Below are 22911 nucleotides of genomic sequence, written 5' to 3'. Positions count from 1 at the left end.
AAAGGGTACGTCATCCTCACGGAGGCCATCAAGGATCCGGAGGGCATGAAAGCCTATGCGCAGGCCGCTGGTTCGGCCATGGCCGGTGCCACCATCCTCGCGGTGGACACCGCACCCAAAGTGATCGAAGGCGACTGGCACGGCGACCAGACCGTCGTGTTGGAATTCGAATCCGTGGACACGGCCCGCGCGTGGTACGAGTCCGAGGGCTATCAAAAGGCGGCGAAATTGCGGCAGGCCGCAGCCGACTGCAACGCCGTCATCATCGCAGGTTTCTGACCCGCTACTCGCCCACGATCGAGATGGCCTGCCGGGGGCATTGACGCACGGCCTCGCGCACGTCCGCCTCGTTCTCCGGGGTGACCTCCTCCTGCAAGACGGTCAGCATGTCGTCGTCGCCGAGGAGGAAGATCTCCGGGTTGATGCCCATGCAGACGCCGTTGCTCTCGCAGAGCCCCCAATCGACTTCGATCTTCTTCGTCACGGCAACCCCCTTACCGAAGCACCTTGACGGGCACGTTCTTCCAGCCCGCGACGTTTTGCATGTTCACCCGTTTGCACCCCGTCCAGTCCACCTCGTAGCGCGGCATGAAGTCGAGGAGCCGCTCCAGCGCGATCCTGCTTTCCAGGCGTGCCAGCGCGGCGCCGAGGCAGCTGTGGATGCCGTAGCCGAGGCCGAGGTGCTGTGCCTCGGTCTGGTCGCGCTCGATGTCGAACGTGTCCGCGTCGGTGAAGGCCTCCGGGTCGCGGTTCGCCGCGGCGCCGCAGAGGAACACCGGCTTGCCCGGGGGAATCACGCCACCGCTGACGTGCGCCTCCTTGAGCGTGTAGCGGACGTTGTACTGCACCGGGCCCTCGTAGCGCAGTAGCTCTTCCACGGCCCCCGGGATTTTGTCGCGGTCCTCCTGCAGCTTCTGCCACTGGTCGGGGTTGCGGGCGAAGATCACCGCCGCGTTGCCCATCAGCTTGGTGACGGTCTCGGCACCTGCGCCGCCCAGAAGCGTTGCGAATCCGCAGATCTCGATGTCGTCGAGCTTGCGCAGCTGGCCGTATTCGCCCGGGATCTCGGCCGCGATCAGCCGGCTGATCATGTCGTCCTGCGGCTCCTGGCGCCGCTCCTGAACCAGGCTGAAGTAGTACATCGCCGTGTCGATGTTGGCCTGCATGCCGGCTTCGCTGATCTCGATCTGGCCAGGTTCGTGGGAAAGGCTGGTGTCGATCCAGTGGCGCACCTGCTGGCGGTATTCCTCCGGCACCCCGGCCATCCGGGTGATGACTTCCACCGGGAACGGCCCGGAGAAGTCCTGCACGACGTCGAAGTTGTCGGGGTCGGCGGCGCCCAGGTACTTGTCGATAACCTCGACGATCGTTTCGCGCTGGGACTGGATGGCCCGGGGGGTGAACGCCTTGTTGAGCAGGCTGCGCATGTGGCGGTGCTCCGGCGGATCCATGAAGATGATCGACTTCTGCTCGGGGGCTATGCCCCGGCGCACCATCGCCAGGTCGCAGCCGCGCGCCGAAGAATACGTCTCGAAGTCCTTAAATGCCGCCGCGACGTCTTCGTGGCGGGTAAGCGCGTAGAAGTCCTCTTTCTCGTCGTAATACAGCGGCGCGTCCTCGCGCATCCGTCGATAGGTGTCGAACGGGTTGTTGAAGTAATCCTCGGAGTACGGATCGAAGATGACCTTCGGTTTTGTCACTGAAATCCTCCTCAGCGGCGAGGGCGGGCTGAAATCGTTACAGCCGAGTCGTTGACTGTAACGGTAACGGTAATACCTTCGTGACGAACCTGAAAGACCGAAACACGGGTATCTCAACCCCTCTTCGCGACGTTCATGGCCCTGATGGCGTCATCGAGTGCGCCCAGGTCGCCGCAGAGTTCATCGCTGACGTTGCGCACGACCGCCACGTCCTTGCTGACGAATTCGCCGGCGACCTCAATGAACGACTCGACGGAGCCGCCCGCCGCCACCAGGCTCAAGACGCGGCTGCTCGCGCTGCCGTGCGTCAGGGCGTTCAGCAGCGTCGACTCCGGGACGCCCAGCTGCTGGCCGAGCCTGATCGATTCCGCGAGCAGCCCGATATGCCCCGCGAACAAGGCGTTGTTGACCAGCTTCACCTTTTGTCCGGTTCCGGCGGGCCCGACGTGCAAGACGGGATCGCCGTAGCAGCTCAGCACCGGCCGCACCCGGGTCACCGCCTCGTCGGTGCCACCTACGAAGAGGGTGAGCCGGCCGGCCGCGATGTCGTGCGGTCCCCCGCTGACCGCCCCATCGACGACGTCGACGCCGTCGGCGCGTGCGGCCAAGGCGTCGATTGTCGTCGGACTGGCGGTGGTGTGCACCACCAACGCCGAACCGGGCGGCATGGCGGAGAGCAATCCGCCGTCCAGGCACACCTCGCGCACCTGTTGATCGCTGAACACGCAGAGCACCACGACATCGGCCCCCGCACCGGCCGCGGGCACCTCGTGGACGGCCCGGGCCCCGAGCTGCTCGAGATCGCCCCGCCGGCCCGCGGTCCGGCCCACGGCCAGGACGTCGTGCCCGGCCGCCACCAGACGGCCCACCATGGGGCGGCCCATCCGGCCCGCGCCGATGAAACCGACTCTCACCGCGGATGGCCCATGAGGATCAGCGCGGCGTCGGCCGCATCCAGCACGGCACCGCCGCGCGCGCCGGCCCGGTCGGCCAGGTCGACCACCAGGCGGACGTCCTTTTGCAGCAGCGTCCCGGCCACGCCGGCAAGGCGGTCGAGGCCGCCGATGCCGCCAAGGGCGTTGAGGGCGAAGCTATTCCCGCTGCTGCGGGAGACGACTTCGGTGAGGCGGTCCGGGTCGACACCGAGGGCGCCGGCCAGCGCCAGCGCGGTGGCCGCGGTCGCCAGGTGGGCGGTGAACAGCAGGTTGTTGAGCAGCTTGGTGGTCTGACCCGAACCCAGCTCGCCGAGGTGGACGATCGGATCGGCGTAGGTCGCGAAGACGGGGCGGCAACGCTCGACGACGTCGGCGTCGCCACCGACCATCACCAGCAGGCGCCCTTCGGACGCCGCCGGGCCGCCGCCGCTCACCGGCGCGTCGATCACCGAGATACCCTTAGCGGCAGCCTTATTCGCCAGTTCACGGCAGGTGTTGGGATGCACGGTGCTGTGCACGGCGATCAACCCACCCGGCTCCATCGCCGCCAACAGCCCGCGCTCGCCGCTCGCGATCTCGTCGATGTCGGCGTCGCCCACCACGCATAGGCAGACCAGATCACTGGCCGCGGCGAGCTCGGCCGGTGATTCGGCGACCTTCGCCTCGGTGTCGGCGAACGGCTCGAGGGATGCGGTTCTGCGCGCCCATAGTGTCGTCTCGTAGCCGCCCTCGACGATCCGCCGCGCCATGGGACCGCCCTGGCTGCCCAGTCCGATGAACCCGACTCTCATCCGGTGGCCTCTTCCGAGCGTGCTGCCGTCACGCATTCGTCGACGAACGCAAGGACCTCCGCGTGATAGTCGGCGGCCGTGTGGCCGAGGCTGATGTTGTGCCCCGCCCCGAGTTGCCTGTGTACGGTGAAGCGCGGCGCAGCGGAGAACATCGCGGTAATCTGCTGCACCGCCGAATCATCGGCCTGCCAGACTTTTTCGTGTTCGGCGATGCTGAAGTGCACGGGCACCCGCACGGCCGGGGCCAGCGCCGGGAAGGTCTGCCGTGCCCAGTCCGACACCATTTGGTCCTCGTACGACGGCGCGGACGGGGACACCGTCGCTCCGCCGAGGACCTCGGGCGGATACAGGTGCTCTGGGCTCCACAGCAGGTCGCGCATGCCCGACGGGCGTCGTTCGCGGGTCGCCGTTTTGAGTATTTCCTTGGCCGCGGGGTGGTAGTGCCGACCGGTGCCGGCCAATTCGATGCCGAGTAGATCGCCACCGCGTTCGTCGGCGGCCATCCGCATCGTCAGATCGCAGCCTCCCGAATGCCCCATGACGAACAGGCCTGCGCCGCTTGGTCGTTCGCCGATGATGCGCTCGACCGCACCGTAGGCCAGGTTGACGCGCTGATTGCCCTCGACCATCGCCTCCGGGTAGGGCGCGGAGCTGCCGTAGCCGGGCCGATCGAGTGCCACCACGGTGAATCCGGCTGCGGCGCCGGTACGTAGCAGGGACAACGAGGGGTGACCCGGGCAATCGAAATAGATCGCGGTGGTGCCTCCGCCGTGGATGGCCACGATTACGGCTTTGGGATCGGGGGCTTCGGCGATCAGTGCCGACATCGGCACGCCGTCGACGATCACCAACCTTGGACGCGGCGCGCTCATGCGTCGGCCCGCAGGAGCAGCACACCGCTGGGCGTAAGGCCGCCGCTGCTTACTACGCCAACCCGGGCGTCGGCGACCTGACGGTCGCCGGCCTCCCCGCGCAACTGGCTGACGGCCTCGTGGACCAGGCCCATGCCGTGGGTGCGGCCGTGCGAAAGCTGGCCGCCGTGCGTGTTGAGCGGCAGCTGGCCGTCGCGGGCGATGTTCTTGCCGCCGTCGAGGAAATCTTTGGCCTCGCCGATCCCGCAGAACCCCAGCGCCTCGATCCAGGACAGGCAGTTCATGGTGAAGCCGTCGTAGAGCTCGGCCACGTCGACATCGGCCGGCCGCATTGAGGTGCGGGTCCACACGTGCGCGGCCTGGCCCAGCACCTGCGGCTCATGGGTCAAAGTGCTTTGGTCCCAGTCGATTCGCTCGACGATCTGCGTACCCACCGCCTCCACCAGCACCGGGAGCTTGGCGAGGTCACGGGCGGCGTCGATGGCGGAGACGATCACCGCTATGGCGCCGTCGCAGGGCACGTCGCAGTCATAGAGGCCGAAGGGTGTGGTGATCGGTCGCGCGTGCAGATAGTCGTCCATCGTCATGGGGGTTCGATAGATGGCAGTGGGGTTGAGCTCGGCGTTGGCCCGCTGGTTCAACGCGATCCAGCCCAGCGTCTCCTTGGTGGTGCCGTACCGGTGAAAGTGCCGCTGCGCGTTCATGGCCAGCGTGTGGGCCGCCGATGTGGCGCCGAACGGCATCTGCCAGCCCGGCATCCGGCCTCCCGAGGGCCTGATCTTGCCCTGCTTCATCAGTTCGCCGTTGGTGGCCTCCCATAGCGTGCGGAAGCACAGCACGTGACGCGCCAGACCGCATGCGACCGCAAGCATCGCGGCGATCAACGATCCGCCGGGGCCGAACGTCTCCATGGCGCCGTTGTGCCATGTCGGCCGAATGCCGAGGGCCGCCTCCAGAGCGGTGACGCCGCCCTCCCCGAATCCGCCGACATTGATCGCGCCGGGGTAAGTGGATAGTCCGTCGATGTCGGCGTACGTCAGGCCGGCGTCGGCGATTGCCGCTTCGCAGGCTTGCACCGTCAGAGCGAGCGGCAGCTGCATCAAACGGCGTCCGATCGGCGACATGCCGATCCCGGTGAGCGCGACCTTGTCCTCGAACTTCTCGGCGGTCAGCATCGGCCGGACGTGTTCGCCGAACCGCTCGGGCGCGATGTCGTCGTCCGGCAGCGGACCGCGCTCGCCATTGGCGCCCCCCGCGCGCAAGGGCCGAAACAGCGGAAACCACACATCCTCGGCCTGCTCGAAGACGACCTCCACCTGCTGGCCGAGCTCGAGCTGATCGGGTTCGCACTCCACGATGTTGGTGGTCAATCGCACGCGGGGGTCCTCGGCAATCGCGACCTGGGCGACCACGTAGGGCGCCGGCAGCCCGGGCAGACTGAACCGCTCATTGATGGTGAAGCCGGCCAGCGTCGCCGTGCCGGAGACCGCCCGCACGCCCATGTCGCGGGACCGGCAGTACCGGCACACCGGTGCCGGCGGATGGATCAGCGACTGGCAAGCATTGCAGTTCTGCAGGCGCAGCTTCCCGTCGGCGCCCGAGGTCCAGAAGAATTCGTTTTCCTGGGTGATCAGGGGCAGCGGGCGTCCCGGTGCAGACACGTCACCTCCGCGAGTCGAACGGTCCCCGAATGCGACCTGGTAGGCCCGTTATACGAATCGGAGAATTACGTTATCACTCGCACGCGAGGGTGATCGAGATGGTATCGGTCAGAGCGGCACCCAAACGCCGCCCACGTAAATGCCCCACTGATGAAAGCCGGCACTCCACATCGGGGGTTCCGACGTCCACCATGGCTGTGGCGGAGGCGGCGGCACATCCTGCCCGGCGAACGAGGGCGCGTACGCCGGCGGGCGGGTGTACCACGCCGGTGACGCCGGCGGCGGTTTGCACTCGAAGGTCGCGGGATTAAACGACATGCCGTGATCGCACTGGGCCGCGCTGATTCCCGGCGTCGCGATCACCGCGACCGTCATCGCTACGAAGCCGACCGCCACGACGGCGGTCAGACGACGAACAAACCATCTCATGGTGGGCCTCCCAGTGGGGCCATCCTGACCTTGGCGGGTATCAGCTTATTCCCTTGAAGCCGACCAGGTAAGAACATCGGGCGCGACGCGATTCCGAACCGGCCTCTCCTGCCATTTTCATTCGGCCGGGAGTTATGCTGCCAAGCGCATATCAAGTACTTCACATTCGGGAGGGCTGATTGCTCGACGCAGAAAAGATCCTGATCACCGGGGCGACGGGCAAGATCGCGTTTCCCATCGCGCGGGCTCTGGCGGCTTCCAACGAAGTGTGGGGCGCCGCGCGCCTCAAAGACCCCGCCGATCGAGACAGGCTCGTCGGCGCGGGCATCAAACCCGTCCCGCTGGACATCGGCGCGGGCGACTTCACCGACCTTCCAGAGGATTTCACCTACGTCTTTCACGCTGCGGTGGACACCGGCGCGGGCGACTGGAACCGCTGCGTCGAAACGAATGCGCACATGTCGGGCGAACTGTTGTACCACTGCCGCGCCGCAAAGGGGTTCGTCTTCTGTTCAACCGGCTCGATCTACGCGTACCAAGGGCAGCGACCATTGGCCGAAACCGATCCGCCGGGAGTCCCGCTGCGCGCCAACTACAGCTTCTCCAAGGTCGCGGCGGAGTCGGTGTGCAGCTGGATCGCCAGCCATTATCGAATCCCGTTGACCATCATCCGGATCTGCTCAACCTATGGGCCGCAGGGCGGTGCTCCCGCCGATCGCCTCGAAGCCATGTTGGCGCGCAAACCAATTCGACTACATCCCGATAAGCCGAACAACTACAACCCCCTCTACGAGGACGACTACGTGGAACTCGGCATCCGCGCGATGGAGGTCGGCGCGGTGCCGCCGGTCGTGGTGAACTGGGCCGGTAGCGAAACGGTCAGCGTCGAGGACTACTGCACGTTCATGGGCCAGTTGATCGGTGTCGAGCCGGTGTTCGAATACACGACCGACGCACACACGCCGCTGTGGCCGGATGTCACCCGGATGCACGAGGTGCTCGGCCGCACGAAAGTGCCCTGGCGCGAGGGCTTCCGGCGCATGATCGAGGTCCGGCATCCCGAAATCGCGCTGACCGAATACGATTCGACGGAATCTTGAGGACACTTGTGATGCAGCTTCCGGGCACGCCATCTGACGAGGTCGCCGAAATCCTCGCCGCCGGGCGCGGGGAGATCTCCACGTTGTTCGTATCCATGGCGACTCGCCATCCCGACGGTCTGGATGCCGAGTACCTGCGCTGGCACACCCTGGACCACCGACCGGAGCAACACCGGTTGGCGGCGGTGCGCGCCTCGTTGCGGTTGGTCTCGACGCCGGCCTGTCGCTCTGCGCGGCCGATCAGTGGTGGGCCGTTGGACGGGGTCGACCACGTGATGACGTACTTTTTCACCGACCGGGCCGGGCTGCGCGGGTTCAACGAACTGTCCTCGGCACTCGGAAACGCCGGGCGCAAGCTCCCGCTGCTGCCACCGGTGGAGCGCGGCGTCTATGAGGTGCGGGCCAAGGCGGCCGCGCCCAGGGTCAAGGTGGGGTCGGACGTCCTGCCCTGGCTGCCCGCGCGGGGGGTTTTCCTGCTGGTCGAGCGGGGATCGGCCTCGGCGAGTTCGCTGGTGGAAGTGCCGGGCGTCGCCGGCGCCTGGTCCGCGGTATCACGGCAGGTCGACGCGCATCTCGCGAACGCTCAAGCGGGCCAGGCCATTACGTATTGCTTCCTCGATGACGATCCCGCCGCCGTGGGGGAGCGCCTGCGGCCGGTGCTGTCGGCGCGTTGGGAGGAGCCGGGCGTCGAACCGTTGTTCGCCGCACCGTTTTTCGCGGTGGTGCCGTTTGAGTGGGACCGGCATGTGCCGTAGGCGTTGGGCCGCATGCGCATTGGCCTGACGGCCGGCTCCGACTGTCACGGACCCTGTGGTGCGAATCGTTCCTTGGACAAGGACGCAACCGAACGGGCCGCACCCAGGCGGCGGACCAGGAACTCTCTCGTCGCTCTGTCGGGCTTTGTGATTGGCGGGTCAACGGGTGAAGCCCCACTCCGCCTCGTTCTCCTCGGTTTTGAGGCGCTCGGCCGGATCGTCCGCGTCGGCGAGCGGCGCTTGCGGGGTGGGGTATGTGCGCTCACCGATCTCGGCGATGGCGTGCACCGGGCAGTCCATCAGGGCGCGCATGACGGCGTCACGATCCGCCTCCGCCACGGTGCCGTCGCCGATCAGGGACGCGTAACCCCAATCGTCGAGCGAAAAGTATCCGGGCGCGTACTTCGCGCAGATGCCGAAGCCGTCGCAGACGGTGCGATCCAGGCGGATTTTCACGCGAGCCTCACAACTTCCGCCTCGTAGGGACAGTCGGCGCGGAACATGCCCCGGACGCAGTCCTGGCACGTGCCGCCGAGATGTGCGGCGACTTCGTCCGGGAACTGACTGAGCAGGCTGGCGGCCACGTTGGTGGCGGCGTCCAGCGTTGCGCACGCGCCGCGTCCGCGCAGCAGCACCGACCAACGGCGCAACCGGTCGACGTCTTCGGTCGTCGCGGCTCCGTCGCGCAGCGCGCCGGCGACGGCGGCCATCGCCGCCGTCCCGTTGAAGCACGAGCCGCATTGTCCGGCGTTTTCGCGGTCGAAGTAGGCCAGCACCGACGCCGCTACCGCGACGGGGCAGTCGTCGGTGATCACCGAGATCGCGCCGCAACCCAAACCGCTGCCGAGTCGCCGCATCGTCTCGTGGTCCAAAGTTGCTTCGAGTACGGCGCGGTTGAGCAGGCCGGCAAAGTAGCCGCCCATCAACGCCCCACGCACCTGTTCAGGTGAAACACCGTGCAGTGCAAGCATTTCGGTGAACGGCAAGCCCTGCGGAAGTTCATAGAGTGCGGCCGGGCGGCCCGCCCCGGTGATGGTGGCCAGGAAGGTGCCCGGGGACAGCGACGTGCCCTGCGAGCGGAACGACACAGAGCCGTGGCGCTGCAGGTAAGGGAGATTGGCCAGGGTCTCGACATTGCTCACCAGAGTCGGGTGATCATCGACGCCGGATTCGAATGGGCGCGGCGGCTTGTCCGTCGGCTTGGCCGGGCCGCCGTTGATCGCGCGGACGGCGGCGGTTTCCTCCCCGGCCACGTATCCGGGCTGCACGGTCAACATGTCGACCGTGACGCCGCCGAGGGCGTCGGGATCGAGTTCGCCGAGGGCGGTTTCGACGCTGTGCGCCGATTCCGGGTCGGACACGTAGACGTACGCGCGGTCGGCGCCAACGATCGCGGCGGCCAGCCTCAGCCCGTCCAGGATCAGGTGGGGGCGGTTGCGCAGCAGCCAGCGGTCCTTGATCGAAGCCGGTTCGCCCTCTTCGCCATTCGCGACAACCACGGCGCCGCCGGCAATGCGCCCGTTGTCGCGCACCGTGCGCAACTTGACCGCGAGCGGGAAGGCCGCACCACCGCGGCCGACCAGCCCGCTGCCGTCGACCTCGCTCAGCAATGCATCGGCGTCGGCAAGCGGGCGATACCCGCCGAGCCGGCGGTACGCCGTGAGGTCCTCGCGGGCTTGGCCGGTTCGTTCGAAGAGCAGCCGGGGTTCAGCGCCCGGGAAGGTCGCGGTGGTGATGGTCATGGACTGGGCGGCGTTCACGGCAGGCCTGTCATCGTCTTAGTTAGGCTTGCGCACATGCGAACTGCGGTGGTGCGCGTCAATGTCGACCCGGACAGCGTTTGCACGGTCCCGCAGCTACGAGACGGCATGGCAGCGCTCCTCGGGCTTGCGCGTGAAGCGGGTGCAGACGTCGTCGAGAACGACCTCGCGGCGATGCCCGCCGGGCGCCGTGAAGTCGAGTTGCTGATCGCGGCCGAAGACGTCGACGCGGCCAGAGAATTGGCGATCCGCCTGTGCGGCAGGGTGTTCGCCGCCGAACCGGTTCCGGGAGTAGTCACCTTCATCAGCCGGGGGACCGACGACGACGCCCACGGCGTGTTGTCCGGCTTCGGGCTCACCGGTGATATCGAGCGGATGCCCGGGAACGACGGTTTCGACATCGTGTACGTAACGCTGCGTGAGAAGGACCTCGAACGCATTCCCGAGAGCCGGGTCCACACGGCCCTCGAGGCGTCGCTCAACTGCGAGGTTCACATTCGCACCGTGTAGGGACATCACGAACCCAGGAACTCGAGGATCGGGGGCGCCGCCTGCACCCACGTGTCGAACATGTTGAAGTGCTGCACCCGCCCCGCCGCGCGGTCCTCGGACGCACGCTCCCATGCATCCTCCGGCCACGGGGGGTCGATGAGCTTTGACCCCTTGATCAAGCAACTGACCTCCAGCGATGTCCGCTTCGGATGATCCATGTCGTTCTCGCCACCACGAATGATCAAGGTGGGCACTGTGATCCGTTCGAACATCTCGTCTTCGACGCCCGGGATCGTCTGTCCCGGCTTGGAGACGAACGCGTTCAGCCAGCGCAGCATCACCTTGAGGAACTCGTCGGAATCGAAGTCGAGGAACCGCTGTTTGTTGTTGGGGTTCTCCTCGATGCGGTCGCGCCATTCCTGCACCTTCACCACCCCGTCCATGCCCGTGCCGCGCACCGCGAGGATGCTCGGGATGATGTAGAAGGAGCCGAGCACGAAGGTGCCGTAGATGCCACCGACGATGTTCCACACGACGAGCTTGGTGACCATCTCCGGGTAGAGCATCGTGGTCAGCATGGAATCCCTTGCGCCGCCGGAGCCGCCGGCCAGAATGCAGCGCTCGAAGCCCAGCCCGGTCACCAGCTCGTGCAGCGTCTCGGCGCGCATGTGAGATTCACTCTGGCCGTAGAACTGCACATCGGAAGCACCGCAGTTCGGCCGGTCCCACAGCAGCACGCGGTAGCCGCCGGCGGCGAGCGCGTCGGCAAGCGGACGCAGGCCTTCAATCTCCTTGCTGAACCGGCCGCCGGGCGTCAGGGCAATGAGATCGCCCGATTCACCGAGGATTTCGTAGACGACATTTCCGCCATTGATCTCGATTGAAGGCACCCGATTCTCCTGTAGCTAGGCCTGCACCACAACGTCATTGCCGACGACGCGCACCGGATAGGTCCGAATACTCCATTCGGGCTTGACGGCGGTTGTGCCGGTCGCCAGCTCGAAACCCCATTGGTGCCAAGGGCAGTAGATGTACTCCAGGTCGCGCACCATGACCGAGTCGCCCGGAGCGGTTTCGTCCACGACCGTGCGTCCCCTTGCGCGGCCCGAACAGAGCGGACCGCCTTGGTGTGGGCAGTAATTCGCGATGGCGTAGAAGCTGCCGTTGACGTTGTATACGCCGACGCCGTGCCGCCCGATGGGCACCAGCTTGTGCTTGCCCGGTGGGATCTCATCCACGGTCGCAACAACATGCTCACGGCCCTGGGCGAGACGGGGCTCAGGCCGTTTGGTTGCCCCGTCTTGTTCTAAGGTCAATTCAGAGCACCCGGGTCTGACCCTCGAGGACCGGAACGGTCTCGGGCAGGTGGTAGGTGGCGATGCCGTTCTTGTACATCACCGCGTCGCGGGCGGCCTTGGGAAGGTGCTTGACCAGCCAGCGGGGGTCATCGAACGTCCAGTGCGGATAGTCCGAGGAGAAGAGCAGAATCTTGTCGCACTCCATCCATTCCAGCGCGCGGGTCAACTCGGTCTTGTCTTCGGGGTAGTCCAGCGGCTGGGTGGTGAACTTGATGTGGTCCTTGACGTACTCCGACGGCTTGCGTTTGATGTCGACCCACGACTTGCGTGCCTCGTAGATCGAATCCATGCGCCACATCAGCGGCAGGATCCAGCTGAACGCGTGCTCGACGAACACGATCCGCAGCGTCGGGAACCGGTCGAACACGCCGTCGAAGATCAGGCTCATCACCTGGTTGGCGGCCAGCAGCGAGTAGGTCACCATGAAGTCGTGGTTGTAGCTGGGAAATCCCACCGGCGGGATCGGTAGCTCGTCGAACTGGCTGCGCGACAGGTGACAACTCACGGTGATGTCGTGCTTGGTGGCGGCAGCCCAGATCGGGTCGTATTTCGGGTGCCCCCACGACGGCCGCGGCTCGGCCTTGATCAGAATCTGGGCCATGTAGGGGTGACCGGCCCACTTCTCGATCTCGCGCACGGACTCTGCCGGCTCCTCGATGGCGCAACAAATCGAACCGCGCCAGCGCTGGTGCCAGTTGTTGTGGCTGTCCAACCAGTGATTGGCCTGCCATTCGTTCAACGCGCTCGACATCGCGTGCTGCGCTTCGGGCAGGCGGGCCGGGTAGGCCGCCGGTTCGAGGATCGCGATGTCCGAGCCGGCCTCCATAATCAGCTGGCGAAACGCCATATCCGGGTCGCTGCAGGGGAATTCGCCGTTGGCGGGGAAGGAGTCCACCCGCATCGCGTAGGAGTGGGCGTAGTCGGGGGCGTCGTAGTAAATCTGCTCACCCACGGTGCGGGTGAGGAAGTATTTGCTGCGCCAGGGCTCGGGGATGTACGGCAGGAGCTCTCCGCGCTTGGGCGCCGGGTGGACATCTGAGTCGACGCATCGGACGGCTATGCGCTCGGCAGCGGGAACCCGCTCCTGCGAATGGGTCAACGTCATCTGAAACTCCTCGGTATCAGGTCGTACTTCTACTGTGCGCGCACCCCGGCGGGAATGTCTATGTTGTAGAGCTGCGCCGCGTTGCGCCAGCACAGCTTCTCGCGCTGTTCGGCGGAGAGGGCGCGGGGAAGCTTCTTGATATCGCCGCACTGCCAGTGCGGATAGCTGGAGCCGAACATCACCATGTCGTCCTTGCCGGTGAAGCCGAACCATTCGCCGGCGAACTCGGTGTCACCGGGACCGTCGAGACTGCCCTGAACGAAATACACGTGACCGGGCAGGTAGTCGCTGGGGATCCGCGGTGCCCACGGTGTCTGCTCCAAGTGCGGCCGGCCGAACGTGTCCATCCGCCAGATGAACGGCGTCACGAAGTCCGCCGCGCCGTCGCCCCAGACGAATTTCAGGCCGTCGAAGCGCTCGAACACTCCCTCGGCGATCAGGTTCATCAGGTGATAGACGTAGTTCAGCGCCATGAAGCTGACGTACTGCTCATAGGTACGGGTGTTCCCGTTGGGCGTCGGCGGAAAGGCGATGCCCGACCCGACTTCGATGTGCGCGGCAACGGGAAGCCCGGCGTCGACCGCGGCTTCCCACAGCGGCCAGAACTGTGGCTTGCCGTAGAGCTCGCGGGATTGCAGCGGAACGCCGATCTGGACCACCCGAGGGTGACCACGCCACCTCTCGATCTCCCGCAGCGCGCCGGCGATGTCATCGGGATTCACCCGGATGGTGCCACGGAACCGCTCGCCGAACTCGCTGGACTCCAACCAGTCCGACACCATCATTTCGTTGTGCGCGGCGTGCAGCGCGCTGCCCAGGTGCCGGTCCGGCATGATGCCGCGGGCCATCGGGTGCAGGACCGCAATGTCGACCCCGCGTTTCGAAAAGAGTTCATTGGCAACGAAATCCGGATCGGAACCGGGGTACTGCCGGTCCGGGCCCTCGGTATTGGGCGCGTACTCACCGCCCGGAGCGCCGTACCAGTCCATCTCGTAATCGGGGAAGCCCCGGCTCTTGAACGGCTCACGCAGGGTCTTCCGCAGCGCCTTATTGGAGGGAAAGAAGATGTGCACGCTCGCGTCGATGAGCGGCGTGCTGGTTCCGTCAGCGTGTTCGATCACGAAAGCCATCCTTCGACTCGGGCACCCAGAGCGAACCCAGCCGGGTCATATGATAGATAACCTAACATTCTTCTCGGGGGCCAATCAACGGGTTTCCGGTAAGCGTTTCGTTTAATCAAAGTCCCTGGTAGAGAGCGCTTTCGCGGCCCTCGTGCAAGTACGGTTCTTAAATAGCGATAATACCATTCTCCCTCTCCTGGATAGCGGCCATCGCCTCTATCACCGGGGGAGCGCCGGCTAGGCCGGCGACCTGCCCACTATCACGCCGGCTGCCTTCTCGAGCGGTTTGATCACCGTCGTGAAGTCCGAGTCGGGGCCCTGGTCATCGGCGGTCGTCTCCCAGAGGCGGGCGATCGTTGTGGCGACGTCAGTTGGCACGCCGAGCGCTTCCGCTTCCTCGAGGTACAGACGCACGTCCTTGACCATCAGGCCGGTCGCGAAGCCGTAATCGAACGTCCGGGGGAGGATCGAGCGGGGGAATTTGTCCCGGCTCGCGCTCGTCGCACCCGAGCCGGCGTTGAGCACCTCGATCATCACACTCGGGTCGAGACCGGCCTTGACGCCCATCACGACGACCTCGGCTGTCGCGGCCAACACGTTGGCCGCCAAGATGTTGTTGGCGAGTTTCATCGTCTGCGCCGACCCCGGTTTGTCTCCGACGTAGAAGGGCCGGCCGATCGCCTCGAGCGCGGTTCGGATGACGTCGAATTCGTCGCGCGGCCCCGACACCGTGACCGCGAGTGTGCCCTTCTCCGCCCCGCTGACGCCGCCGCTGACCGGGCTGTCGATCGCTGCGATGTGCCGCTCGGCAAGCCGGTCAAAGATCTGCCTTGCCGTGCGGCCGCCGACGGTGGACAGGTCGACATAGCGCTTGATTCTTGCGCCCTCGATCACGCCGGCCGCACCCGTCGCCACCTCGAGTGAGGCGACCGGCGTCGGGAGGCTCGCCATAACGGTCTCGGTGCGATCGGCAACCTCTCTCGCCGATGCCGCGGGGCGCGCCCCCAAGGCGGCGACGCGCTCGAGCGCCGCGGCACGCGTGTCGAAGGCGACGACATCGTGGCCTCGCTCAATCAAGCGGCGCGCCATGGGAAAACCCATGTTTCCCAACCCGACGAATCCGACCTCCATGTCCGGCCCTAGCCCTCGTCCAGTTCAGCGAAGGCCTCGCGCGCGATGCGGAAGCTGTCGACCGCGGCCGGCACGCCCGCGTAGATGGCCACCTGCAGGAAGACCTCGCGGATCTCGTCGCGGGTGACGCCGTTTGTCAGCGCCGCCCTGACGTGCGTCCGCAATTCATTGGGCCGGTTCAGTACCGAGATCATCGCCAGGTTGAGCATGCTGCGCGTTTTCCGGGGCAGCTCCTCGCGGCCCCAGATCGCGCCCCAGCAGTATTCGGTGACGAGATCCTGCAGGGGCCGGGTGAAGTCGTCCGCGTCGGCCAGGGCCCGGTTGACATACTCCTCGCCGAGCACCTCGGAGCGGACGTGCAGCCCCCGTTGGTAGGTTTCGCGATCCAATGGTCTTCTCCTTCGTCGTGGAGGCGTTGGCGCTCGCAATCGCCTTGACGCAGTCTCGCATCGCGACTCCTCCCCGCGGTCTACAGTCGAGGGTCGATGAGCGATCTTAGGATTGTTCGCGAGCGCACGCTTGACGCCGGCCAGGCTTCGTCAGATCGAGTCAGCCTGTGCTGCAACGCGATTGCAAAGGAGAAGTCGTGACCGGAGCGAGCAGCGACGTCTGGGAAGCGATGTCGACCGCGCGGACGATCCGGCGCTTCACCGACGAGCCGGTCGACGATGCGACCCTGGCGCGGTGCCTCGAAGCGGCGAGGTGGGCCCCGTCGGGCGCCAACGCGCAGGGCTGGCGCTTCGTCGTGCTGCGCTCACCCGAGCTGCGCGCCGTGGTGGCCAACGCGGCGGCCCACGCCCTGGAAGTGATCGAGCCCGTCTACGGAATGACCCGCCCCGCCGACGACGACAACAGCCGCCGCGCCCGCACCTACCGAGCGACCTACGAATTGCATGACCGGGCGGGAGAGTTCACCTCCGTCCTGTTCGCCCAGCAGCACTACCCCACGGCGTCGGAACTCCTGCTCGGCGGATCGATCTTTCCCGCCATGCAGAACTTTCTGCTGGCGGCGCGCGCCCAGGGCCTGGGGGCATGCCTGACCAGCTGGGCGTCCTACGGCGGCGAACGACTGCTGCGCGAGGCGATCGGCGTGCCGGACGACTGGTTGGTGGCGGGCCACGTCGTGGTCGGTTGGCCGAAGGGCAAGCACGGCCCGCTGCGCCGTCGCCCGCTCACGGACTTCTTGGCGCTCGACCGCTGGGATCGGCCCGCCGACGGCCTGGCGGCGACCGTCTAGGCCGGGAACCCGGGCACCCCATAACCCGTTTCCGAGATTATTACTTCCGCGTGCGAGAATGATATTCTCGCAGCGTCGGTGATGACAGGAGGCGGCCTTCATGCTGTTGGAGTTCGATGCCGATCAGCGGCTGTGGCAGAAGACCGTTCGCGACGCCGTCGCCAAGCAATGCCCGCCCTCGCTGGTGCGCGGCGTGGCCGAGGACGGCGTCGACCCCACCCCGCTCTGGAAGTCGTACGTCGATCAGGGCTGGACCGAGCTGAACGATCCCGAAAGCGCCGTCGAGCTGGCCATCGTCCTCGAGGAAATGGGGCGTGCGACCGACCCCACCCCATTCCTGGCGACGATGACCCGGTACGCGCCGTTGGCGGCCGAACAGTTCGACCCGCACGAGTCGGGCACCGCCGTGTACACCGGGGTGGCGGCACACCGCGACGCCGAGGGTTGGGTGCTGGACGGCACGGCCCGCCATGTCCTCGACGGCGACCGGGTCGACCGCCTCGCGGTGGTGACAGACGCCGGGGTGTTCATCATCTGGTCCAACCAGGTGTCGGCGCGCCGCGCCGCGGTATTCGACCCCGTCCTGCACGTCGCCGACCTGTCGTTCAACGAAGTCCGCCTGCCGGACACCGCCCGGCTCACCGTCGACTCCGAACGCGCACACCACATCGCCCTGACGGGTATGGCGATCACGATGGTCGGTGCCTGCCAACGCATCCTCGATCTGGTGCTCGAACACGTCGGCAGCCGCCAGCAATTCGGTGTGCCGATCGGCTCGTTCCAGGCCGTCCAGCACAAGGCCGCCGACATGCACGTCGCGGTGGAACGCGCCCGTGCCCTGGCGTATTTCGCCGCGCTGACCATCGCGGCCGACGATCCTCGCCGCCGGCTCGCGGCGGCGATGGCCAAGGCGTCGGCGGGGGAGTGCCAGTCGCTGGTGTTCCGGCACGGTCTACAGCTGCACGGCGCAATGGGATTCACGTGGGAGAACGATCTGCAGTTCGCGCTGAAGCGGGCCAAAGCCGGTGAGCTGATGCTCGGCGGCGCCGCCGAGCACCGGGCGCGGATCGCGGAGGAATACCGTGCAACTGACTTTTGACTCCGACGTCGAGGAGTTCCGGGCGGAGTTCGCGGCCTTCCTCGACGAGAACCTGCCTCCCGCAAGCGAAACACTCGAGAGGCCTCGATCGGTCTCCCACATGCCGAAGTGGGCACGCGACTGGCAGCGGCTGCTGTTCGACAACGGCTGGCTGCTGCCGAGCCAGCCACCGGAATTCGGTGGTCGCAACGCGACGGTCATTCAGCAGTTCGTCTATCTTGAAGAGCTCAGCCGCCGGCGGATCTACCACAGCTTCAATCCGCAGGGCGTGAACATCGTTGGGGCTTCACTGTTGTCGTTCGGCAACGACGAACAGAAGCGGCGCTGGGCGGTGCCGATCCTGCGGGCCGAGATCACCGCGTCACTCGGGATGAGTGAGCCCAGCGCGGGTTCCGACCTGGCGTCGTTGCGCACCCGCGCGGTGCTGGACGGCGATCACTTCGTGGTCAACGGCCAGAAGGTGTGGACCTCGGGCGCCCATGACGCCGACGTCTTGCTGACATTTGTGCGTACCAATCCAGATGCGCCGAAGCACAAGGGAATCAGCGCGCTGATCATCCCGACCGACACCCCGGGGCTCGTGCGCCGCCCGTTCCCGTCGATCTGCGGTGCCGACGATCTGGATTTCAACGAGGTGTTCTTCACCGACGTCCGGGTACCGGCCGAGAATCTGGTCGGTGAGCTCGACCAGGGCTGGCGGGTCGCCAACGGATCGCTGGGGCACGAACGCACGATGATGTGGCTGGGCTTCGCCGATCGACTCGACAACATGATCGACGACTTCCATCCCACCACGGAGGTTGAGCGGGACCAGTACGCCAGCACGATCATGGACAAGCAGGCGTTGCGCCTGCTCGGTTCGGTGGCCCTGGCCCGTGCGTCGCGCGGCGAAGATGACGTGGCGGCAATCTCGGTGCTCAAGCTGCTCGGGTCCGAGGCCGAGTTGCGTGGCATGGAGCTTGCACTGACGTCGGCGGGCTCCGACGGGCTCGTTCACCCGGGCCTGACCGGGCCGTACGCGCACATGAACCTCGACCACTATTTCGCCAGCTGGTTCGAGCGCTACGCCCGCAGCTTCTCCGGGACGATCGCCGGGGGTACCTCGGAAATCCAGCGCAACATCATCGCCCAACGGGTGCTCGGGCTTCCCCGGGGTTAACCGGCCCGGACAATGCGGCTGGCTAGACCGGGTCGAATTTGGTGATCAGCCACTGGCCGTTGACCCGCGCCAGACTCACCAGCACGCTGCTGGACGCCATCGCCGGGTCCGGGTTGTCCTTGCGGGTGGTGCTCTGGTCGACCAGCACTAGCACGACCGCCGATTCAGGCCGCAACTCCGAGACGGCGGCGCCGATCACCCGAGCGCTGGTCTTCAACGACTTCTGTTTGGCCGCCGGAGCGACGATCTGGTCGGTGAACTGGTTGTAGTACGACAGGAAATCACCGGACAGGTGCGACTTCGCGGCAGCGAAGTCCTTGTTCGAGGGTGTCGGGCGAGTAGGACAGCAACGCGACCGTTCCGTCGGACGCCGCGCCGATGACCCCGTTCGCGACGCCGCCGTCGGTTTGTTTATCGGGCCGGTACTGGTTGAAGTACAGCCACGCCGCCGCACCACCGGAAATCAGCAGCAGCAAAATCAGAACGACGGGAACGACTTTCACCTTCCGCCACGCGCGGGTGTCGCCGCCCGCACTCCGCTCCGACGGCGTGGCGGAGTCGGCGGCGGTGTCGATCTCGCGGGTGTCCTCGCTCACGGAACGAACTCCAGCTTCGACATCTTGTATTGCCCGCCATCGTTGGTCACGGTCACTTTCAGCCGCCAGTTGCGTGGCTCGTCTTTGGCGCCCGCGGCGTTGGTGATCCGCGATGACGCCGCGACCAGTACCAGCGCGGAGTTTCCATCGACGGATTGCACGGCCGCCGCGTTCACCGATCCCGTCGTGACCACCTTGGACTGCTCGACAACGGTCGTGAAATCCTTTGCGCGCTGGGTGAAGTCGTCCCTCAACTGGCCGGTTAAGCTGTCGATCACCCGTTGGACGTCCTCCTTGGCCCTGTTGAAGTCCATGGAAAACATGTTGATGACGCCTTGTTTGGCCCCCGCGATGAAGTTCGCGGTGCGCTGGTTGCGCTCGACGGTTTCGTGACGTTCCCACATCATGTATCCGCTGGCGCCGATGAAGGCACAGATCAGCATGATGGCGGCGGGGGGGGGGGGGGGGGGGGGGGGGGGGGGGGGCGGGGTCGGCCTCCGATTCCGCGTCTTCGGGGGGCTCGACGGACGCTTCGTCCTCGGGTTCGTCGGCGTCGGTGGCTTCGACGGTTTCGGTGACGTCGTCCTCGGTCTCCGCTTCGCCGGTGCCGGTCGCGTCGTCGTCGCCCGACCGAGCGTCCTCGGCGGCCTGCGCTTCGCGGCGGAGCCGGGCCGCCCGGGCACGGGCGCGCGCCGCTGCCGCCAGCGCTTCGGCTTCGGCGGCTTCGGCCTCGGCTTCCTCGATCAAGGCCATCGTGTCGGCCTTCGGGGGGCCGGATCCTGCGGCGGGTTCTTGGCCTCAGCCATCGCGCACGCTGCCCGTCGCCCTCATGATCGACCGACTCCTGTGCGTCTCACGTGGTTACCATTGCACGAGGGAGAACAGGCCGACTGCTAGATGCGTCTCCCATCTCTCGGCGGTTGGCCCGAATATAGGGCGCGCCCCCGCTGCACAGGCCTACTCGACAAAATTACGGCAGTCAACGGCCCGAGCGGGCGGCTCAGTCGATGACGGCCGCTTCCTTGCGTTCGGTGATCGGCCTGGCGAACTCCTGTTCGTCGCAGATGCGTTGCAGGTTCTCCAACGTCTCGACCAGCCCGGCGCCGATCTTTCGGCCCGGGGTGAAGGTGGCCGGCAACTTGCGCATGCCCTGGATGACGCCGATGGTCTCGTAGTGCACGGTGCCCTCGGGGTCGCATTTGTAGTCGGGCATCCGGTCCAGAACCGCGGTCAGCATGGATTTGAACACCGTGCGTGCCACGTTCGACCCGGCGCACCGGTGCACGCCCAGCCCGAAGCTGAAGTGGCGGTTGCCTTTACGGTCCAGGACGATGTCGTCCGGGTCGTGGAACACCGCCGGGTCGCGGTTGGCCATCGCCCAGGAAATCCATAGGCGCTCCCCCTCTTTGAACTGCGTGCCGTCGAGCTCGACGTCATCGGAGAACGTCCGGCCGTCGCCGGGTGCCGGGGTGAAGTAGCGCAAGAACTCCTCGGTCGCGGGGTCCAGCAGCGTCTTGCGTTGCTTGCTGAGCAGTTCCCGTTCGGCGGGATGCTCGGAGAGCCATTCCAGCGAGTGGGCGGTCAGCGCGGTGGTGGTGTCGAAGCCGCCGCCGATGACCAGGCCGAGGTTGCCAAGGATTTCCAGATCCGGGGCGGGCTCGCCGTCGATGCGCATCTGTAGCAGCGCGTTGACGATTCCGGGCCGCGGATTCTCGCGGATCTCGATCATGGTGTTGACCATGTCGAGCCCCATCTGCCGGTGCATCTCGGTGACGCGCTCGATATCCGGGGAATGCTCGGGGGTGTAGACCGCGGCGTGCACGGGCTCGCTGTACATGTTCCACTTCTTCAACGGAATGCCCAGCATGGCCAGCGTCAGGACCGCCGGCACGATGTTGGCCAGGTCGTCGACGAAGTCGATGCTGCCTTCCTCGATCCGCTCGTCCAGGCAGGCGCGCGTCACGTCGTCGATGAACGGCTCCCAGCGCTTGACCGCGGCGGGCGACAAGTACGGGTTCAATACCGTTCGATAGGTGCGGTGCTCGGGCTCGTCCATCTCCAGGATGCCGCCCCGCACCGCGCTGACGCGGCTGGCGGTGGGAATCGAAATTCCCTTGTAGCCGCGGCGTTCGCCGTGGATGTCGTGATCGTTGGAGACCGCGGGGCAGCGGGCCAGCTCGAAGACCTCGTGGCTGCCGGCCGCCACCCAATGCCCGCCGTAGGTCTCAGTCCAGGCCATCGGGCACTTGGCGTGCATCTCCTTGGTGATCGCCCTGAACTGCGAGCGGTACTCCGGCGAATGCCGATCGAAGTGGTACGTGTTTTTCTTGCGGTCGCTGTCGCTGACGACGTCGTCGACACTCAAAGCTCTGTCTCCCTACGTATTTCGTCGGTCAGTACCCGGGCGCCGGCTCAGGCCGGTGATCATGATTGCCTGCTCCGGGCAGGACTGCGCGGCTTCACGAACCTGGTCCTGCCGTTCTGCGGGCACCACTTCGTCGATGGCTGACGAGCTGCCGTCGATGTCGTTGAGCTCGAACGACTCCGGCGCGATCATCGCGCACAGGGTGTGGCCCTGACAGCGCTCCGGATCTACCCAGACCTTCACGTTGTCTCCTTGCGGTGGTTCGTTGGGGCTTGCGTTGCCGAAGACCGACCGGGGTCGCTCAGGTGTTGCGACCGCCGTTTACGCCCAATATCTGCCCGGTGATGTAGCCGGCTTCCTCGGACACCAGGAAGGCGCAGGCCGCCGCGATGTCTTCCGGCCTGCCGATCCGGCGTACGGGGGTCCGCGCGATGGTTTCGTCGATGTCGCCCAGGAATCCCTTCTTCTCCGCGGCGCGCAGCATCGGGGTGTCGATGAAACCGGGTGGCACGGCGTTGACGGTGATGCCGCTGGGGCCGTATTCGAGTGCCAGGGATTTGGTGAGCCCGTTGACGGCGGACTTGGCCGCCACGTAGTGACTCATGTAGGGCGCGCCGGAATGCGTGCTCGACGAAGAGATATTGACGATCCGCCCCCACTTCGCCTCGACCATGTCGGGCAACACCGCCTGAATGGTGTGGAAGACCCCGTTGAGGTTGACGTCGATCACCCGCTGCCAGTCGTCGAAGGTGATGTTGTTGAAGCGCTTGAAGCCATCCAGCCCCGCCGCGTTGACGAGCACGGTGACAGGCCCGAGCTGGGCGCGGATCGCCGCCAGGGCGGCGTCCACCTGCGATCGGTCGGTGACGTCCGCGGTGAAAGAGTGGTCGTCGTCCGACGGCCGGAGGTCGATCGTGGCGACGTCGAGGCCGTCGGCGCGCAGCCGTTGCACCACGGCAAGACCGATGCCCGATCCGCCACCGGTGACCACCGCAGTCTTCACGTTGAGACCTCTACTCCCGGGGTGACCGTCTCGGCCACAAAGAATCTCGCTTACAATTATGAGAACCTTACTCTCAGCCCGAAGCGGCGTGCAACACACTTGGGAAACCGTGTTTGGCCTGCGTCAAACTGCGTCGTCCGGCGCCCCGCTGGCGGCTGCGGCGCTGGTCAGTGGCCGGGTCCCATTCCTGAGAGTTTCTTGAATTATCGAGACTCGAATGTAAGATTCGCCGGGGAAGAGAA

The 22911-nt window shown here is 66.2% G+C and carries 25 protein-coding genes and 2 pseudogenes; 7 read left to right on the top strand and 20 right to left on the bottom strand.

Annotation, left to right across the window (positions count from 1 at the left end):
- Nucleotides 1-45: 45 nt before the first annotated feature.
- Nucleotides 46-279, top strand: a complete 234-nt coding sequence (locus H7J89_RS08505) for a DUF1330 domain-containing protein (protein WP_264041772.1) — start codon at nt 46-48, stop codon at nt 277-279.
- Nucleotides 280-283: 4 nt separating this feature from the next.
- Here H7J89_RS08505 and H7J89_RS08500 read toward each other — a convergent pair whose 3' ends face one another.
- From H7J89_RS08500 to H7J89_RS08470, 7 genes are all read right to left on the bottom strand, one after another.
- The gene (locus H7J89_RS08500) at nt 284-484 is read right to left on the bottom strand and encodes a ferredoxin (protein ID WP_066957765.1); all 201 of its coding nucleotides are present in this window, start codon (nt 482-484) and stop codon (nt 284-286) included.
- Between the two features lie 10 nt (nt 485-494).
- The gene (locus H7J89_RS08495) at nt 495-1700 is read right to left on the bottom strand and encodes a cytochrome P450 (RefSeq protein ID WP_264041514.1); all 1206 of its coding nucleotides are present in this window, start codon (nt 1698-1700) and stop codon (nt 495-497) included.
- Nucleotides 1701-1813: 113 nt separating this feature from the next.
- Nucleotides 1814-2614 carry an NAD(P)-dependent oxidoreductase gene (locus tag H7J89_RS08490; protein WP_264041502.1) on the bottom strand — a complete coding sequence of 267 codons (801 nt, stop codon included), beginning with the start codon at nt 2612-2614 and terminating at the stop codon, nt 1814-1816.
- On the bottom strand, nt 2611-3426 hold the full coding sequence (locus tag H7J89_RS08485; protein WP_264041489.1) for an NAD(P)-dependent oxidoreductase: 816 nt from the start codon (nt 3424-3426) through the stop codon (nt 2611-2613). The genes H7J89_RS08490 and H7J89_RS08485 overlap by 4 nt, the downstream gene beginning before the upstream one ends.
- On the bottom strand, nt 3423-4298 hold the full coding sequence (locus H7J89_RS08480) for an alpha/beta hydrolase (protein ID WP_264041477.1): 876 nt from the start codon (nt 4296-4298) through the stop codon (nt 3423-3425). The genes H7J89_RS08485 and H7J89_RS08480 overlap by 4 nt, the downstream gene beginning before the upstream one ends.
- Entirely contained in the window at nt 4295-5959 is a 1665-nt protein-coding gene (locus tag H7J89_RS08475) for a thiolase C-terminal domain-containing protein (protein WP_264041464.1), read from the bottom strand. Before H7J89_RS08475 ends, H7J89_RS08480 begins: the two co-directional genes overlap by 4 nt.
- A 108-nt stretch (nt 5960-6067) precedes the next feature.
- Nucleotides 6068-6388 carry a hypothetical protein gene (locus tag H7J89_RS08470; protein ID WP_264041449.1) on the bottom strand — a complete coding sequence of 107 codons (321 nt, stop codon included), beginning with the start codon at nt 6386-6388 and terminating at the stop codon, nt 6068-6070.
- Between the two features lie 179 nt (nt 6389-6567).
- Between H7J89_RS08470 and H7J89_RS08465 the strand changes: the two genes are divergently transcribed.
- Both H7J89_RS08465 and H7J89_RS08460 read left to right on the top strand, forming a co-directional pair.
- The gene (locus tag H7J89_RS08465) at nt 6568-7488 is read left to right on the top strand and encodes an NAD-dependent epimerase/dehydratase family protein (protein WP_264041437.1); all 921 of its coding nucleotides are present in this window, start codon (nt 6568-6570) and stop codon (nt 7486-7488) included.
- An 11-nt stretch (nt 7489-7499) separates the two neighbouring features.
- Nucleotides 7500-8243 carry a hypothetical protein gene (locus H7J89_RS08460; RefSeq protein ID WP_264041428.1) on the top strand — a complete coding sequence of 248 codons (744 nt, stop codon included), beginning with the start codon at nt 7500-7502 and terminating at the stop codon, nt 8241-8243.
- A 159-nt stretch (nt 8244-8402) separates the two neighbouring features.
- On the opposite strand, the gene H7J89_RS08455 is transcribed toward H7J89_RS08460, so the two are convergent.
- Both H7J89_RS08455 and H7J89_RS08450 read right to left on the bottom strand, forming a co-directional pair.
- On the bottom strand, nt 8403-8699 hold the full coding sequence (locus tag H7J89_RS08455; protein ID WP_264041419.1) for a ferredoxin: 297 nt from the start codon (nt 8697-8699) through the stop codon (nt 8403-8405).
- A complete protein-coding gene (locus H7J89_RS08450; protein WP_264041412.1) occupies nt 8696-10003 on the bottom strand; it encodes an NADH-ubiquinone oxidoreductase-F iron-sulfur binding region domain-containing protein in 1308 nt (435 codons plus the stop codon). Before H7J89_RS08450 ends, H7J89_RS08455 begins: the two co-directional genes overlap by 4 nt.
- A gap of 36 nt (nt 10004-10039) precedes the next feature.
- On the opposite strand from H7J89_RS08450, the gene H7J89_RS08445 reads away from it, so the two are divergent.
- Nucleotides 10040-10513: a hypothetical protein gene (locus H7J89_RS08445; protein WP_264041406.1), complete on the top strand. Its 474-nt coding sequence runs from the start codon at nt 10040-10042 to the stop codon at nt 10511-10513.
- 5 nt (nt 10514-10518) lie between these two features.
- Here the strand turns inward: H7J89_RS08445 and H7J89_RS08440 are convergent, their stop codons facing one another.
- From H7J89_RS08440 to pcaC, 6 genes are all read right to left on the bottom strand, one after another.
- The gene (locus tag H7J89_RS08440) at nt 10519-11385 is read right to left on the bottom strand and encodes an alpha/beta fold hydrolase (protein WP_264041398.1); all 867 of its coding nucleotides are present in this window, start codon (nt 11383-11385) and stop codon (nt 10519-10521) included.
- A 15-nt stretch (nt 11386-11400) separates the two neighbouring features.
- Nucleotides 11401-11811 carry a Rieske (2Fe-2S) protein gene (locus H7J89_RS08435; protein WP_264041390.1) on the bottom strand — a complete coding sequence of 137 codons (411 nt, stop codon included), beginning with the start codon at nt 11809-11811 and terminating at the stop codon, nt 11401-11403.
- Nucleotide 11812: 1 nt separating this feature from the next.
- Entirely contained in the window at nt 11813-12958 is a 1146-nt protein-coding gene (locus H7J89_RS08430; protein WP_264041382.1) for an amidohydrolase family protein, read from the bottom strand.
- A 29-nt stretch (nt 12959-12987) separates the two neighbouring features.
- Nucleotides 12988-14079 (bottom strand): amidohydrolase family protein, encoded by a 1092-nt coding sequence (locus H7J89_RS08425; RefSeq protein ID WP_264041374.1) that lies wholly within the window; start codon nt 14077-14079, stop codon nt 12988-12990.
- Between the two features lie 237 nt (nt 14080-14316).
- Nucleotides 14317-15210 (bottom strand): NAD(P)-dependent oxidoreductase, encoded by an 894-nt coding sequence (locus tag H7J89_RS08420; RefSeq protein WP_264041366.1) that lies wholly within the window; start codon nt 15208-15210, stop codon nt 14317-14319.
- 8 nt (nt 15211-15218) lie between these two features.
- On the bottom strand, nt 15219-15599 hold the full coding sequence (gene pcaC / locus H7J89_RS08415; RefSeq protein WP_264041358.1) for a 4-carboxymuconolactone decarboxylase: 381 nt from the start codon (nt 15597-15599) through the stop codon (nt 15219-15221).
- A gap of 230 nt (nt 15600-15829) precedes the next feature.
- Between pcaC and H7J89_RS08410 the strand changes: the two genes are divergently transcribed.
- The 3 genes from H7J89_RS08410 (at nt 15830) to H7J89_RS08400 (ending at nt 18705) form a co-directional block, all read left to right on the top strand.
- Nucleotides 15830-16447 (top strand): nitroreductase family protein, encoded by a 618-nt coding sequence (locus H7J89_RS08410; protein WP_264041765.1) that lies wholly within the window; start codon nt 15830-15832, stop codon nt 16445-16447.
- A 100-nt stretch (nt 16448-16547) separates the two neighbouring features.
- A complete protein-coding gene (locus H7J89_RS08405; RefSeq protein ID WP_264041344.1) occupies nt 16548-17546 on the top strand; it encodes an acyl-CoA dehydrogenase family protein in 999 nt (332 codons plus the stop codon).
- A complete protein-coding gene (locus H7J89_RS08400; RefSeq protein WP_264041330.1) occupies nt 17530-18705 on the top strand; it encodes an acyl-CoA dehydrogenase family protein in 1176 nt (391 codons plus the stop codon). The genes H7J89_RS08405 and H7J89_RS08400 overlap by 17 nt, the downstream gene beginning before the upstream one ends.
- Before the next feature lie 22 nt (nt 18706-18727).
- Here the strand turns inward: H7J89_RS08400 and H7J89_RS08395 are convergent.
- The 5 genes and pseudogenes from H7J89_RS08395 to H7J89_RS08375 all read right to left on the bottom strand — a co-directional run bounded on the left by H7J89_RS08395 (nt 18728) and on the right by H7J89_RS08375 (nt 22669).
- Nucleotides 18728-19301: pseudogene (locus tag H7J89_RS08395) on the bottom strand (hypothetical protein).
- A pseudogene (locus tag H7J89_RS08390) lies at nt 19298-20107 on the bottom strand (Rv1363c family protein). The pseudogenes H7J89_RS08395 and H7J89_RS08390 overlap by 4 nt, the downstream one beginning before the upstream one ends.
- 194 nt (nt 20108-20301) lie before the next feature.
- Nucleotides 20302-21666, bottom strand: a complete 1365-nt coding sequence (locus tag H7J89_RS08385; protein WP_264041317.1) for a cytochrome P450 — start codon at nt 21664-21666, stop codon at nt 20302-20304.
- A gap of 12 nt (nt 21667-21678) precedes the next feature.
- Nucleotides 21679-21909, bottom strand: a complete 231-nt coding sequence (locus tag H7J89_RS08380) for a ferredoxin (protein ID WP_264041288.1) — start codon at nt 21907-21909, stop codon at nt 21679-21681.
- 58 nt (nt 21910-21967) lie between these two features.
- Nucleotides 21968-22669, bottom strand: a complete 702-nt coding sequence (locus tag H7J89_RS08375; protein WP_264041278.1) for an SDR family NAD(P)-dependent oxidoreductase — start codon at nt 22667-22669, stop codon at nt 21968-21970.
- Between the last annotated feature and the right edge of the window lie 242 nt (nt 22670-22911).

Source organism: Mycobacterium paraffinicum (assembly GCF_025822865.1).
GTDB lineage: Bacteria > Actinomycetota > Actinomycetes > Mycobacteriales > Mycobacteriaceae > Mycobacterium > Mycobacterium paraffinicum.
This window is presented reverse-complemented; position numbering and strand designations above follow the sequence as displayed.

Bases quoted from the DNA above. Each gene is read 5' to 3' on its own strand.
- H7J89_RS08505 (WP_264041772.1), top strand. From the start codon at position 46: ATGAAAGCCTATGCGCAGGCCGCTGGTTCGGCCATGGCCGGTGCCACC.
- H7J89_RS08485 (WP_264041489.1), bottom strand. From the start codon at position 3,426: ATGAGAGTCGGGTTCATCGGACTGGGCAGCCAGGGCGGTCCCATGGCG.
- H7J89_RS08480 (WP_264041477.1), bottom strand. From the start codon at position 4,298: ATGAGCGCGCCGCGTCCAAGGTTGGTGATCGTCGACGGCGTGCCGATG.
- H7J89_RS08470 (WP_264041449.1), bottom strand. From the start codon at position 6,388: ATGAGATGGTTTGTTCGTCGTCTGACCGCCGTCGTGGCGGTCGGCTTC.
- H7J89_RS08460 (WP_264041428.1), top strand. From the start codon at position 7,500: ATGCAGCTTCCGGGCACGCCATCTGACGAGGTCGCCGAAATCCTCGCC.
- H7J89_RS08445 (WP_264041406.1), top strand. From the start codon at position 10,040: ATGCGAACTGCGGTGGTGCGCGTCAATGTCGACCCGGACAGCGTTTGC.
- H7J89_RS08430 (WP_264041382.1), bottom strand. From the start codon at position 12,958: ATGACGTTGACCCATTCGCAGGAGCGGGTTCCCGCTGCCGAGCGCATA.
- H7J89_RS08420 (WP_264041366.1), bottom strand. From the start codon at position 15,210: ATGGAGGTCGGATTCGTCGGGTTGGGAAACATGGGTTTTCCCATGGCG.
- H7J89_RS08410 (WP_264041765.1), top strand. From the start codon at position 15,830: ATGTCGACCGCGCGGACGATCCGGCGCTTCACCGACGAGCCGGTCGAC.
- H7J89_RS08405 (WP_264041344.1), top strand. From the start codon at position 16,548: ATGCTGTTGGAGTTCGATGCCGATCAGCGGCTGTGGCAGAAGACCGTT.